Below are 15,042 nucleotides of genomic sequence, written 5' to 3'. Positions count from 1 at the left end.
CACGTTATAATTTATTGGGTCAGTTAGATTCTGAGATTTAGTTTAATTCGCCCTTTTTTGAAATAGTTATTGCCGTCAGACTTCTGACGGCTCATTTTCAAGGGTAATATTAGGATCGTTATACACAGCCATATCCATAAGGCCAATTTCACGATCAGTTGCCACAGCCGCTGTCATAGCGCCAGATACATTGGCTAAAGTTCTTGCCATATCAATAATTGGATCCACGGCTAAAACCATTCCAATTAATGGGAAGTATTCAGCCATCCCCATACCAGATAAAACAACGGTTGCAGCAACGGTTGCTGTGCCGGGAATGCCAGCGATGCCGATTGAGCCAATAACTACCACAATGACAAGCATAATATAAAATTGGATATTTGTTTCAATGCCAACCATATGCGCTACCATCACGGCAAGTAAAGCAGGAAAAAAACCAGCACACCCATTCATTCCCATAGTACTGCCAAGTGAGCCGACTAAATTTGCTGTGCCGGTATTGACTCCCATTCGAACGGTTAACGTTGAGATAGTCATTGGTAGTGAGCCAACTGATGAGCGACTAGTAAAGGCTAATAACCACGTTCCTAGTGCTTTTTTGATAAACATAATTGGTGAAATACCATGAATTGAAACAATGGCAATATGCACAATTAGCATAATCAATGTGGCAATATAGATAGCAGCAACAAAGCTAGAAACCTGAATAATGGCCGGTATTCCATTAGAAATAATAGTGCGAGCCAGTAACGCAATGACTGCGTAAGGCATATATTTAATGATTGTCATCGCAATGGACATCACGATTTTGTAAAGCGCTTCGATAAATGTTTTAAAGAGCTCAATAGGCTGTGGATTCTTCTTTTCCATTCTATTGGCAGCAAGCCCCATTAAAGCCGAGAAGATGACTAATCCAACAATGTTTTCATTTACCATTGATGCAATAATATTACTTGGAATTAGATTCACAAAGGTATCAATAATATTGGTGTATTGTTTTGCTTGGGCTTGATGTACAGAGCTTGAGCTTATTTCACCTAAAGCAAATAGATTTGCTAGCAAAATACCAACGACGCAGGCAATGGCTGTTGTAAACAGTAACCAAAAAATCCCTCTAAATGCAATTTGAGGTAGATTTTTTTTGCCCGAAAAGTCGATAATCACTTTAACAATCGATACAAAAATAAGTGGTATCACTAACATTCGGATAAAGGCAATAAATGCTCGACCAAATAACCCATACCATGTTGCGGTTTCTTGCATCCAGAGGGTTGCTGCATCAGGAAATCCAGCCACAGCTTGAATGCCTAGACCAAGCACAGCACCAAGGATTAAGCCAACTAACATACGAACTGAAAAATTGACTTTCTTATCTTGTAACGGTTTCATCACCGCAAAAAAACAGATAAGTAGTAGCCCAATACCAATGAGCGTTTGATAATGAGTAATTGCTAGGAACTTTTCAAAAAAAGTCCCCTGAAAAATGGCATCTGACATAATTAGCCTCTCTTTTGATAATTCAATTATCTGGTTAACAATCTATGTTTAATTACATGATTTGATGTTTAACTATAAATATATTCATGTTGTTTATTTGGCGATTGAGCCGGCAATATTTAAAATATCCCAAGGTCTGGAAAAAGGTGGCGCATACAGAAAATCCATCATGGCCAATTCATCAATTTTCACATTCGCCCATATAGCGGTTGCTAACGTGTTCACTCTTAATACCGCACCTTGCCCACCGGCTATTTGTCCACCTAAAATCATGCGCGTATCGGCATGATAAATAAGTTTTGCTGTTACACTTGTTTGTCCAGCAACATAATTACTGTGATTTTTATCTTTAACTATGACAGTTTTATAGGGGATTGCAGCTTTTTTGGCTTCGTTTTCAGTTAAACCAGTGCGCCCGGCTTCGATATCAAAAACTTTTAACGCTGAAGTGCCAATCGTGCCGGGATATTCACCATGTCCGCCACTTAAATTTTCGCCTACAATTTTGCCAAGCTTGTTTGCTCCTGTGGCGAGCGGGATATATACCATTGAATGGCTCACTTTATGGTAAAGCGCGGTGCAATCGCCAGCGGCATAAATATCGGTAATATTGGTTTGCCCTAAGCTGTTAGTGATTATGGCACCATTTTCAAGTGTGTTGATGTTAAGACCTTTATAGATATCACTATTTGGTTTTACTCCCGTTGCAATAATAACCATATCAGCGAGATATCGTCCTTTATCGGTAATCACATGCGTGACATTGTGTGAGCCTTCAAAGCCAAGTACTCGCTCTTGCAAGTGTAGGTCGCAATGTTGTTTAATATTTTCTTCAATAAGGTCGGTAATTTGTTCATCAAACGCATCGACAAGGATTCTGTCATCCAATTGGATCAATTTAACCTTTTTTTGTAAGGCGACCAGCGATTCAGCGATTTCAAGCCCAATATAGCCAGCACCGACAACAATAACATTTTGGGTATTTTGGTCTGATAATACGTGTTTGATTGCTAATCCATCGTGCAGATCACGTAATGTAAAAATGTTTTTTAGCTGACCATTTTTAAAAGCCGGCATAATAGGACTTGCGCCAACCGCCAGTAATAATTTATCGTAGTTGTCATCAAAGCAATCACCAGTATTGTGATCTTTAATGGTTAATTTTTTTTGATTAACATCAATCGCCATTACTTCATGTAACGTTTTAATTTCAATACCCTCTTTTTGAAATTGTTCTGGTGTTCGAGATATCATTTCATTGGCATCAGTAAAATGGTTACCAATAAAATAGGGTAAACCACAAGCGCCAAACGAGACAATATTCGATTTTTCATAAATACGGATGGTTGCCTCTGGGTTCATTCTTTTGGCTTTTGCGGCAGCACTTGCGCCTGCGGCTTGAGCGCCAATGATGATGATTTTCACTTAATTTTCTCCTCAGTGCTCAGATACTCAATTATTAATAATATCCTATCATACGTCATAAATTATTGGGGAGATAGATAGCTATTTAGCATTAATATTTGTTAATTTAAAATTTTAATCATTTGAACGTTAACAATTATCAACCTTTGTATAATCTTTTTAAGTCAAATGGTTTTTGTCAAAAAGTTTCAGGAAACTATGTGTTTGAGTATAAATTTTTAAATGTAAGCGGTTGAGTATGATTGATTAACGCTATGATTAAACTAATCTGTAAGTCGCTCTCATTTAATGCGGGAATATAATAAAACGTTTTTCCGCCTGCATTAAAAAACAGTTCTCGATTTTCTTCATCAATTTCATAAAGGGTTTCAATACAATCTACCGAGAAACCCGGGCAGATAACGTGCACGTTTTTAACGCCACTTTGCGCTAGTGTTTGTAGTGTGTCACTGGTACTTGGTGTAACCCATTTACCTTTACCAAATTTGGATTGGTACGCCATTTGGATTGGTCGATTTATACCATTTGCTCGACATTTTTCGATTAATAACTGTGTGGTCATTTCACAACGTTTAATATAATCCTCTTTTCGTTTGTGAATATAGCTCTCTGGAATACCATGATAAGAAAGCACGAGCACTTCAGGCTCTCCTTGATCTTCAAAAGCCTGCTTAATTTGTAAATAAAGTGCGTTAATATAACTTGGATGATCAGCATAGTCACGAATATAGCAGATATTATCGATGATTTGATCAGAGGCGATAATTTGTTTAAGTTTGTCAAGTACTGCCAGAGTTGTGGTTGTGGAATACTGTGGAAAGAGTGGTAATACGGTAATTTTTGAGCATGATTGAAGCTTGTTCAACGCAGATTGCATATCCGGTTCGCCATAGGTCATGGCTAATTCGCATTGGATATTAGGTAAATGGCGTTGTAACTTATCACATAATAATTGGCTATAATGTAATAAAGGTGATGCGCTATTTATCCAAATTTTTTGGTAATGGTGAATAATATAAGGTACTCGTTTAGGTATTACAATATACTTTAAAATGGGAGACCAAAACAGCTTAGGTAAATCAACCACATGCCGATCGAGCAAAAACTCGGTTAAATACTGCTTTATTGCATCTGGCGTTGCCGCACTTGGCGTGCCTAAATTAACCAATAATAGACCTTGTTTTTTTTCCACAAGCAATCCTTATTTAGAGTAAAGATAATGGTTGATAATGTTAAGCAGCCGATTTAGTGCCCCTTGATTTTGTTTTAATACTTGATATGCCTGTTCACCAATTTGCTGACTATTACTTTTATTTGCCAAAAGCGTATTAACCGCCGAATAAAGAGCGTCTGCTGAGCTAGTACAAATGATCATTCCGTTAGCTGAAATGAGCTGTTCACAAATAACTTTAAAATTGAAAAAGTGCTCGCCACTAATGATTGGAATGTGGTGAAGTGCTGGCTCTAATGGGTTATGCCCACCATGCTTGACTAAACTACCACCAACAAAAGTAATATCGGCCATGCCATAAAGTTCTATTAACTCGCCCATTGTATCGCCCAAAATGACTTGTGTTTGTTTAGTCGGAACTTGGTTGCTACTGCGGTTGATATAATTTAACCCGCGGTCATTAATTAATTTTTCGACGGTTTTAAAGCGTTCAGGGTGGCGGGGGACAAGAATTAATAACAAATTAGGGTATGTTTGTAATAATCGTTCAAAGGCAGACAAGATGATTTCATCTTCGCCACTATGTGTACTTGCAGCAATAAAAACAGGGCGGTTTAATTGCCACTGTTGTTTTAGCATTGCAATTTTTTGCTGCTGTTGAGTAGTTAAATCAATATCAAATTTAATACTGCCGGTTATTGCTAGATGATCACTTGGCAAACCCAATGACACAAAACGCTCTCCGTCTTGTTTATTTTGTGCGGCAACGGTGCTAATTTTTGATAGTAAATGGCTAATCGCGCGTCCTAGTTTGCGATATCGGTTAGCTGATCGTTCTGATAATCTGGCGTTGGCAAGAATCAGCGGAATATTTCGTTTGTAACACTGACAAATAAAATTAGGCCAAAGCTCAGTTTCCATAATAATCACTAATTTTGGCTGAGTTGTTTTTAAAAAACGATTTATTGCGCAAGGCAAATCATAAGGTAAATAGACATGATGAACGCTATCACCGAATGACGATTTCACTCGCTCAGAGCCTGTTGGCGTCATAGTGGTCACAGTGATAGGTAAATTAGGATATTGTTGTTGCAATGCTTTGATGAGTGGGATAGCGGCAATCGTTTCTCCCACTGATACAGCATGCAGTAAAATACCGTTAGATTCAACTTTATTTTGGCAAAAACCATAGCGTTCAAACCAACGCTTGCGATAAGCTGGCGCTTTACAGCTGCGCCAAAGTAGCCTTAGCCAAACGAAGGGTTGAATCAAATATAATAAAACAGTATATAAAATTTGCATGCTAATTATTTGGTTAGATTAAAAAAGTGCTCGCGGTAATAAACCAGTTCGGCAATCGAATCACGAATATCATCAAGCGCTTGGTGCGAACTCTGTTTACTAATTCCTTTTAGTATTTCCGGTTTCCAACGTTTAGCTAATTCTTTAATTGTGCTGACATCTAAATAACGATAATGGAAATAACTTTCTAAATTAGGCATATAGTTAAATAAAAAACGACGATCTTGCCCAATAGTATTACCACAAATCGGTGAGCAGTTTTCAGGTACCCATTGTTTTAAAAATTCGATGGTTTGTTGTTCGGCTTGTTGTTCGCTAATGGTACTTGTACGAACACGCTCAATGAGTCCTGATTTGCCATGAGTATTTTGATTCCACTCATCCATTAAAGCTAATTGCTCATCAGATTGATGAACGGCAATGACCGGTCCTTCAGCAAGGATATTTAAATTAGAATCGGTAACAATGGTTGCAATTTCAATAATGCGATCAGTGGTTGGATTAAGTCCTGTCATTTCAAGATCGATCCAAATAAGATTACTATTGTTAATTTGTGGTTGTTTGCTCATAATTTGCGATAGAAATTTTCTTTTTGATACTCAGTAGTGTAGCATAACTGACAATCTGTTTTAGTAAAAAATGAGTGCTATGGCAAAAAATCAACTCTCCCAAAATCAAAAAAGGCGCGTAGCGGCAAAACACCAGCAACGATTAGCTATAAAACAAGATGAAAGTCTATCAAATTTTTCATCCCCTCGTGATGGTGTGGTGATAAGTCGTTTTGGTAAATCGGCTGATGTCGAAGATAGTGCTGGTCTTATTTATCGTTGTAGTATTCGGCGCACATTACCGTCGTTAGTCACTGGTGATAAAGTTTTGTGGCGCGAAAGTTTAGAGCCGAACACCAATGGCATCATTGAAGCGGTTCATCCTCGGCACTCTGAGCTTGTTCGCCCTGATTTTTATGATGGTGTTAAACCTGTTGCCGCAAATGTTGATCAAATCGTGATTATTTCGGCTGTCTTGCCAGAACTATCACTAAATATTATCGATCGCTATTTAGTGGCTTGTGAAAGTACTGATATACAACCCATTATTGTTTTAAACAAAATTGATTTACTCAATAATGAGCAACGTAATGAAGTTGAAAAACAATTGGCTATTTATACCAAAATTGGTTATCAAGTGTTGTATGTTTCATGCCAGCATCAACAAGGTATTGCGGTATTGCAAGATGCTTTGCAAGGTAAGATTTCTATCTTAGTTGGGCAATCTGGTGTGGGTAAATCAAGCATTATTAATTTACTGTTACCTGATCAATCACAATCAGCGATGACTGGAGGTATTTCAGAAATATCAGGACTTGGTCAACACACCACAACCTCATCAAAGCTTTACCATTTACCAAATGGCGGCGATATTATTGATTCACCAGGGATCCGTGAATTTGGTTTATGGCACTTAGAGCCGGAGCAAGTGATTAGTGGTTTTAAAGAATTTAATAATTATTTAGGTGGTTGCCACTTTCGTGATTGTAATCATCTTGACACACCAGGATGTTTACTACAAAAAGCCGTGCAAGAGGGTGAAATTGCTCAATCAAGGTTAGATAACTATCATCGAATTTTACAGACAATGCAAGAAGTAAAGGCAAAAACTAATAAAAGCTATAAATAATAAGCTTTAAACAAAATTAAAAAATTTTAATTTTAGTTGGTTTAGTGATGATAGGCTCGAATATAATTTGTTGCTACTCACGACCTGTGAAATTTAAATTGTGAGTAGCAAAATAAAAATATTAGTTATTAACGATTTTTTAGTGCAAAGCCGATAACAACATATGCCCAACCTTGGAAGATAAGATCAATGCCTAAAAACATACCTAATATCCAAAGACTGTCATACGGCCAACCTGCAATAATCATAAATCCTAAAATTAATGTAATAATTCCAGAAGTTAAAACCCATCCCCAACGAGGTAAATTGCGGTTATTTATAGCCGCAAATATTTGGGTAAAGCCACCCATAATTAATAAGAACGACATCACTAATGTTAAGGCAGATGAAACAGCAACGGGTTGGACAAATGACATTAACCCAATAAAAATGTATAAAATCCCCATCACAGCCCATAATGCTGATTGACCAAAACTTTTTATTTTAAAAGAATGTAGTGCTTGAGCAATACCTGCAATGAGAATTAATGCACCAATAAAATAGATAGAAAAAACGGTTGCAATGAACTGATAACCTAATGCTAAGCACCCTAATACAATTAAAATAACACCGACTAAAATAAACCCGCTTGATTTTTCTTTAAGATCGTGGAACTTGTTTTCGTTAGATATCATGTTATTTACCTATTTTATGAGTTAATTTTGGATTTCAAATTAAAACCACTGTTAAGACTTTAGTCTGTTAACAGCGATTAGTAAATGAAAAGAAAGGTAGTGAAGGCATAATTTATTGCACAGTAATTTTATACATAATTACTGTGCATATAAATTATTAAATATAATAAAACTAATTTTAGAATTAATCTTTATCTTTCAGTGCTTCATCTAATGTTGAATAGAACATAAGCTTGTTAGAAATTGGAACAATTTTGGCGCGAGCTAATGTTTTTAATGGTTGAAATTGTAATTCGCAAATTGATAGATCAACATGTTCAGGTAGTTCATCGATAAAATGTATTAAAGCATTGAGTCCACCAGCATCAAGAATAGGTACTGCATCCCATTGTAGCACTATGTGTTCATACCCATTAATCTTTTGATAGATTTCTAAGAATGTACGTTCTGCAGCAGCAAAAAACAGTGGTCCATTAATACGTAACACTAAAGTTTTATCATCACTACGATTTAGCTCAACTAAGCGAGTCATTCGAGCAATACGGCGCATAAATAGAATTGATGCAAGCACAATTCCAAGTGTAATTGCAATCACCATATCAAATAGTACTGTTAGCGACATGCAAATAAGCATAATTAAAATATCATCTTTTGGCGCACATTTGATAATATAAATGACCCGTTGAACCGCACTCATATTCCATGCCACGATAAGTAACAATGCAGCCATTGCCGAAAGTGGGATAAATGATAATGCAGGTGCAAAGCAAATTAGGGCAAGTAACACAATGAGTGAATGCAAAACGGCAGCAATCGGCGATGTGGCCCCAGCTTTGACATTTGCAGCCGACCGCGCGATAGCCGCAGTTGCTGAAATACCACCAAAAAAGGGCGCAATAATATTTCCTAAACCTTGACCAATTAACTCACTATTTGAGTGATGTTTGGTGTGCGTCATTTCATCTAATACTACAGCACACAGTAGTGATTCAATTGCGCATAACATTGCCATGGTTAGCGAAATTGGTAATAGCGCTGTGAGTATTGACCAATCCCAATTAAACTCAGCATGCTGCCAAGGTAAAACGAATTTTGGCAGTACAGCGGGTATACCATGACCTATTGTATTATCAGCCAGCGTATAGGTAAATCGTGAACCAATCGTTTCAATTTGATAGCCAAATTGATTAAAAATAAACATGACAGCAATACCAGCAACCAGTGCGGGTAAGTGCCCTGATATTTTAACGCTAAGCTTTGGCCATATAATTAACACCATCAGTGTTACCACACCAACTATGGTATCAGCTATATTAATAGTTGGTAGCATTTTAGTTAATTCAATAACTTTTCCGATATAACTTTCTGGCATATGCTCAAGCGTCAAGCCAAAAAAATCTTTAATTTGCATGGTGGCAATAGTTATGGCAATACCTGATGTGAACCCTAATACCACGGGTAATGGAATATATTCGATTAATCGACCTAATCGAATCAATCCCATTAATACAAGAAATATACCGGATAGTAATGTTGCAACGAGTAATCCAGATAATCCATATTGTAATGATACAGGATATAAAATCACTACAAATGCAGCAGTAGGACCAGAAACACTAAAACGCGATCCCCCCGTTAATGCAATCACAAAGCCCGCTATAATTGCTGTATATAGACCATACTGTGGTGGCACACCACTAGCGATTGCAAGAGCCATTGCTAATGGTATAGCAATAATACCAACGGTAATTCCGGCTATTAGATCTTTGATAAAACGAGTTGTGTTATAAGGAGTACTTATACATGCTGATATAAATGCACAGCTAATTTTGGTGCCAGAAAGGCCATATAATTTCATTGTTTTTAATCAATTAGAGGGAAGTTATCTTGGGTGCCTAATAAGATAATCTTTTTTACAAAAAATAAAAGGGTGTTATAAAAATAAACACCTTTTTGTAAAGACGTTTATGTCGGTAAGGATTAATCAAATCATTACCTAATCAATATTATAGGATCAATAGTGAAGATAAAAGCCAAGTAGATTCGTGGCGTTGATAGCAATAAAACGTTATAATCTGCTTTTTTATTTACCTAAAATCACATCGACTAAAGATTGTGCAAATTTGTTAACGATCAAACGGTAACAAGTATATACTTAATTCATTGCTCTTTTTAATACATAAAAACACTATCTAGCTTTACAAACAAAACTTTTATTTTTGTTTGCTTGATGGGTTAAACAGTTAAAATTAGTTAGGTAGATCAGTAACGCAAAAGTATGAGGTTTATTTTTTATGTTTTCTTGGTGGACTAAAGTTTATTTTTTTCTTATCCAAATCTTGGTCAAACTTTTTGTTAAAAGTAAACCGATTCCTACCGATCCGATAACAGAATTAGATCTTGATACCGACAGACCAATTTTATATGTGTTACCTTACAACTCTCAAATTGATTTGATGGTAATTCGCTCTCTTTGTTTACAATATAATTTACCTGATCCACTAGTTGGCATTGATATCAATGGTAAAAACATTCCTGCTTATCTCTATATTGATAAAGGGCCAGGTATTTTTGCATCTAATCAACAAAAAAACAAAGCGATTGAAATTTTAAGAGATTATATTTCGGCACATCAACAAAATCATGATCTTGATATCCAAATGTTACCTGTTTCGGTGATGTTTGGCCGTCGTCCCGATACTGAAGGAAAAAGAAAGCTATCACTACAAGTGCTTGGTGCAACCAGTAAGTTTTTTAAAATAATCACGTTAGGCAGAGACTGTTATACGCGCTTTTCTCGTACGGTTTCATTTAAAGATATTCATGTGGATAAACAGCAAGATCTTCCTGTTTTAGCACATAAATTAGCACGTGTTGCACGGATTCATTTTGCAAAACAGCGCATGGCTTCAATTGGCCCTAAACTTCCTGTTCGTCAAGCAATGTTAAATAATTTACTCAAGAAACAAGTACTTTCTGAAGCCATACAAGAAGAAGCCAAAAGTAAAAATGTGAGTCTTGATAAAGCCAAAAAAAATGCATTAGTCATTTTAAATGAAATTGCGGCTAATTTTTCTTATCGTATGCTAAGAATTACAGATTTTGTCCTCACTTGGGCGTGGAATAGGCTTTATCAAGGGTTAAAAGTGACAAATGCCGATCCTGTTCGTGAGTTAGCGCAAAATGGTCATGAAATTGTCTATGCCCCTTGCCACCGTAGCCATATGGACTACTTGTTATTATCTTATGTGCTTTATCGACAAGGACTAGTCCCGCCCCATATTGCAGCTGGCATTAACTTGAACTTTTGGCCCGCAGGTCCTATTTTTAGGCGATTAGGTGCATTTTTTATTCGCCGCTCATTCAGAGGTAATAAACTCTATACTTCGGTTTTTCGAGAATATTTAGCTGAACTTTTTATCCGCGGTTATGCTGTTGAATATTTTGTTGAAGGTGGGCGCTCACGTACCGGTCGGTTACTCGATCCTAAAACAGGTATGTTAATGATGACAATTCAAACATTATTACGTGGTGATGCAAGACCAATTACTGTTGTGCCTGTTTATATTGGTTATGAGCATGTACTAGAAGTTGCTACCTATGCCAATGAATTACGAGGAGCCAAAAAAGAAAAAGAGAGCTTATGGCGTACTATAAAAGCATTTTTAAAGCTAAAAAAATTGGGGTTTGGTTATGTTAATTTTGGTCAACCGATACCGTTAAACCAATTTTTGAACCAACATATACCAGAATGGCGAGATGCTATCGAACCAACCGGCACCCAACGCCCACAATGGTTAACACCAACAACTAACTTACTTGCTAAGCAAATTATGGAGCATATTAATTCATCAGCGGCAATCAACGCGATGAATTTATGTTGTTCAATATTATTAGCGGCAGATCAACGAGCACTAACTAAAGTTAGGTTAATTGAACAGATAGATCATTTGTTAAAATTATTAAAAAGTATTCCTTATTCAGATTTGATAACTATTCCAGATCAAACACCAGAAGAATTGTATGAACATGCTAAAGAAATGGGGAAATTTGTTATCACAACAGATGAAGCTGGCGAAATCGTCGGTCTTACTTCCGAACAAGCTGTTTTAATGACTTATTATCGAAATAACATTCAGCATTTGCTGATTATTCCTGCTATCGTGGCGAGAATTTTACTCAAACATAATCGAATTTCATCTGATGAAGTGCTAGAACAAGTAAAACTACTTTTTCCTTTAATCAAATCAGAACTATTTGTTTATCATAATGCAGAACAACTTACCGAATATGTGAATAAAATTATTAAAACGTATGCCGAATTAAACCTCATCAGCTATTCACCAGATAAATTAACATTGAATTATTTAAAAATGTCGGATTTACAGTTAATTGCGTCATCATCTAAAGATACATTGCAACGTTATGCCATTGCATTTTCTTTATTGCAAAAAGATCCAACGATTAGCCGTGCGACACTAGAAAAAGAGGCGCGACTCATTGCTGAACGGTTATCTGTTTTGCATGGTATTAATGCTCCAGAATTCTTCGACAAAGGTGTCTTTTCAACATTAGTCGCATCACTACGAGAGCAAGGTTATTTAGGCGACCAGAATGATACCAACTTAGCAAAAATTGAAACCATGAATACAATACTTAAGCCTTTAATTACAGCACGAGTAATGCAAACTATCGACGAAATCAATTTATAACTCAAATAATAAAAAGTGCATGATGAAGCTATTAAATAAAAAAATAATAAGTCATGCTTTTTAGTTGATACGGTTTTGGTGAAAAGAAAAAACAAATGGTATTGAAACTCGAAGAAACACAACAACAATTAACTGATGAAGAACTCAACGAATTTAGTCAATTAGTTGGGAATAAAATTCCCGATGATTTTATCAACTTTTACCGCCAATTTAACGGAGGAACTTTTATACAAGTTGATAGTAAAATGAGTAATTATGTTGATGACAAGTTTTTGATTAATTTTTTTAGCATAAAATATGGCCTTACAATAGAAAATATTTATGCGCAGTTTAGGCGAGATTTTCCACAGCTACAAGATATGCTACCTTTTGCTTCTGATCTAAACTTGAATTGTTACCTGCTTTCATTAAGGCCTCAAGATAATGGTTGTATTTACTACTGGTCAGTCGTAGAGCGAGAATTAACACTGCAATTTGAATCATTTAACTGTTTTATTTTATTTTTGGATGAGCTATTACAATCTCTTGACAAAAAATATAAGAAAAATCGCCAGCTAGATATTCTTATATGGAGTTGGGTTATTGTTTCAATTGCGCTTTATATTTATTTCTAAAAATGACCGTTTGTGATAATTATATTCTTGCTAAATAGGTAATTAGCACTATAGCGTTCATTTAACTATGAACTTAATAGAGACATAGCAATATTATGTGTATATCTTTTTTGCGTGATGAGGTTATCAATTTTTTAAGTTATCATGCGTTATTTAGTTTAAGCTTACAAGCTAGAACAACATATTTATTTGAAAATGGCATGATAAACCAGCAATCTTGCGAGCATGCTAAACAAGCAATATTTAATAATGATATTCTTGATAATTATAAACCCTCACCGTTATTCAAAAATTGTTATCTCGAAACAAAAATCGAGCAAATTACTGGAAATAAAATCAAGATTATTGATCATCCAGATAGTGAAATATCAGGGGTAACTTGTGTTTGTTGCCAATTTATGGTGTTCGAAAGCGCTGAAGATGCTATTTTTGAACTATGCCCTGTTTGCAATTGGCTGGTGGATAAATTGGATAAAAATGGTTATAGCAAACTAAACAAAAGTTACTTAACAGATTATAAAAATAATATCGTCACAAAAGAAATGATTGAGCAATTTAGTGATGTATTTATAAGAAGGTAGACACCAACCAAGCTTAAATTAAAGCAAATGTAATTTTCTATGTAAATTGTCCTCCTACGATGGAGTATGTAAGATCTGTCTTTTTTAAACAAAAAAGAATCTTTATAACTCAGTAAAATTTGATAATTTATTATTAAGAAGCCCTTTAAATAAATTGGTACACATATTGAAAAATAACAGAATAACAAATAACTAAATAGGAATCTAAAAATGCAACGTTCGACAGTTAATGTCAAAATTTATTGGCAATCTATACAACAAGGTGGAAAACAAACGCTTCCCATAAATACAAAATACTATCCGATCACTGAACCGCTTAAAGACAAGCAAGGTGATATGACAAGTTGGTCATTGGTAATAAATGTTAAAAATAATGAAAACATTAATACTCACGAAAGAATAGGTTTTGGAGAAGCTCATTTCTTAATGGAAACTGCGCCCAGTTATTTACTCAATAAAGGGTTTAAAATAATTATTTATGAGGGGTCTAAACAAGTAGCAACTGTTGAGGTAATTTAATTATTTTTTAAATAACAAAAGAGATCCCTAAATAAAGCTTTATCATGGCAATATTTAATTGGAAAAAATGCTGGATTATTTACACTTCATAACTAAGTTTACTGTTTTCTTTCATCTTGACCCTGTAAATAAATTTGTGTATTTAACTCTTTTTGAACTGACCTAATGAGTAAAAAAATATTTAGAGCTTGTTATCCACGGGATAGATAAAGCAGTTTGAAATTTGTGAGTTAGAAAGACTACAAAGCGATAACAAAAAATTTGAAAGCAATTTATACCGCCAATACGATAGAAACTTTAAATAGTGTTATTCGTCATACCATTAAGAATCATAAGGTTTCCCCAACCAATAATTCAGTTAAAAAAGTCACCTATTTTGCGATACAACAAGTTTCTAAAAAATGGACTATGTCGTTCCAAAACTAGAAAAACGCAACGAGTCAATTTATTATAGAATTTGGTAAAAGAACAAACCAATCTTGAAGAAAAAATAAACGTTTCGTGTCACTTTGTTGCATCTCATCTTGATAGGTTTTATTATCGTGTTTACTCTACCGCCTTAATTTATTTCCAATGTTTTTTTAATTCTAAGCAAACTTCATGACAGTTATTTCTCAAATTATGGTAAATAACACAAATAATTGCTATCCCTACGGAACGAAATGAGTTCATTAAGAGCCTTTAATAAGCCATTTAATCGTGTAGCTACATTTTTATCTTATTGATTAGGGGCTGTTGATCTTTGCTGTACATAAATTGCTCAACAATACATTGGCAGCCACATCAACATAAATGCCAGTGATACCATACTGGCATAATTCCTTTCTAACTTATCGTATCTAGTTGATATTGAACGATATTGCTTGATTC

12 protein-coding genes and 2 pseudogenes are annotated in these 15,042 nt (G+C 35.3%); 6 read left to right on the top strand and 8 right to left on the bottom strand.

The window, feature by feature from the left end; genetic code table 11:
* Positions 1-75 precede the first annotated feature (75 nt).
* The 5 genes from GQ593_RS03530 to orn all read right to left on the bottom strand — a co-directional run bounded on the left by GQ593_RS03530 (position 76) and on the right by orn (position 5,964).
* Positions 76-1,497: a cation:dicarboxylate symporter family transporter gene (locus GQ593_RS03530; protein WP_160430655.1), complete on the bottom strand. Its 1,422-nt coding sequence runs from the start codon at positions 1,495-1,497 to the stop codon at positions 76-78.
* Between the two features lie 93 nt (positions 1,498-1,590).
* Positions 1,591-2,922 (bottom strand): CoA-disulfide reductase, encoded by a 1,332-nt coding sequence (locus GQ593_RS03525; protein ID WP_160430654.1) that lies wholly within the window; start codon positions 2,920-2,922, stop codon positions 1,591-1,593.
* A gap of 196 nt (positions 2,923-3,118) precedes the next feature.
* Positions 3,119-4,114: a ferrochelatase gene (gene hemH / locus GQ593_RS03520; RefSeq protein ID WP_160430653.1), complete on the bottom strand. Its 996-nt coding sequence runs from the start codon at positions 4,112-4,114 to the stop codon at positions 3,119-3,121.
* Positions 4,115-4,123: 9 nt separating this feature from the next.
* Entirely contained in the window at positions 4,124-5,395 is a 1,272-nt protein-coding gene (gene waaA / locus GQ593_RS03515; RefSeq protein ID WP_160430652.1) for a lipid IV(A) 3-deoxy-D-manno-octulosonic acid transferase, read from the bottom strand.
* Positions 5,396-5,400: 5 nt separating this feature from the next.
* Complete coding sequence (orn, locus tag GQ593_RS03510) at positions 5,401-5,964, bottom strand: oligoribonuclease (RefSeq protein ID WP_160430651.1); 564 nt, start codon at positions 5,962-5,964, stop codon at positions 5,401-5,403.
* A gap of 79 nt (positions 5,965-6,043) precedes the next feature.
* Here orn and rsgA point away from each other — a divergent pair, with 79 nt between their 5' ends.
* The gene (rsgA, locus tag GQ593_RS03505; RefSeq protein WP_160430650.1) at positions 6,044-7,072 is read left to right on the top strand and encodes a small ribosomal subunit biogenesis GTPase RsgA; all 1,029 of its coding nucleotides are present in this window, start codon (positions 6,044-6,046) and stop codon (positions 7,070-7,072) included.
* Between the two features lie 128 nt (positions 7,073-7,200).
* Here the strand turns inward: rsgA and GQ593_RS03500 are convergent, their stop codons facing one another.
* Both GQ593_RS03500 and dauA read right to left on the bottom strand, forming a co-directional pair.
* On the bottom strand, positions 7,201-7,746 hold the full coding sequence (locus GQ593_RS03500; protein WP_160430649.1) for an HdeD family acid-resistance protein: 546 nt from the start codon (positions 7,744-7,746) through the stop codon (positions 7,201-7,203).
* Between the two features lie 184 nt (positions 7,747-7,930).
* Positions 7,931-9,604: a C4-dicarboxylic acid transporter DauA gene (gene dauA / locus GQ593_RS03495; protein WP_160430648.1), complete on the bottom strand. Its 1,674-nt coding sequence runs from the start codon at positions 9,602-9,604 to the stop codon at positions 7,931-7,933.
* A gap of 436 nt (positions 9,605-10,040) precedes the next feature.
* Here dauA and plsB point away from each other — a divergent pair, with 436 nt between their 5' ends.
* The 5 genes and pseudogenes from plsB to GQ593_RS03470 form a co-directional block, all read left to right on the top strand.
* Positions 10,041-12,458, top strand: coding sequence for a glycerol-3-phosphate 1-O-acyltransferase PlsB (gene plsB, locus GQ593_RS03490; RefSeq protein WP_160430647.1), 2,418 nt, complete (start codon positions 10,041-10,043; stop codon positions 12,456-12,458).
* Positions 12,459-12,553: 95 nt separating this feature from the next.
* Positions 12,554-13,072, top strand: a complete 519-nt coding sequence (locus GQ593_RS03485) for an SMI1/KNR4 family protein (RefSeq protein ID WP_160430646.1) — start codon at positions 12,554-12,556, stop codon at positions 13,070-13,072.
* A gap of 95 nt (positions 13,073-13,167) precedes the next feature.
* On the top strand, positions 13,168-13,653 hold the full coding sequence (locus GQ593_RS03480) for a CPCC family cysteine-rich protein (RefSeq protein WP_160430645.1): 486 nt from the start codon (positions 13,168-13,170) through the stop codon (positions 13,651-13,653).
* 210 nt (positions 13,654-13,863) lie between these two features.
* Positions 13,864-14,172 carry a hypothetical protein gene (locus GQ593_RS03475; RefSeq protein ID WP_202115362.1) on the top strand — a complete coding sequence of 103 codons (309 nt, stop codon included), beginning with the start codon at positions 13,864-13,866 and terminating at the stop codon, positions 14,170-14,172.
* A gap of 264 nt (positions 14,173-14,436) precedes the next feature.
* A pseudogene (locus tag GQ593_RS03470) lies at positions 14,437-14,598 on the top strand (IS256 family transposase); the annotation flags it as partial.
* A gap of 334 nt (positions 14,599-14,932) precedes the next feature.
* Here GQ593_RS03470 and GQ593_RS03465 read toward each other — a convergent pair.
* A pseudogene (locus GQ593_RS03465) lies at positions 14,933-15,042 on the bottom strand (IS5/IS1182 family transposase); the annotation flags it as partial.

It is taken from the genome of Gilliamella sp. Pas-s25 (assembly GCF_009795885.1).
In the GTDB taxonomy this organism is placed as follows: Bacteria; Pseudomonadota; Gammaproteobacteria; order Enterobacterales; family Orbaceae; genus Gilliamella.
Note: the sequence above shows the minus strand (reverse complement) of the source record. Positions and strands in the feature narration are given on the sequence as shown.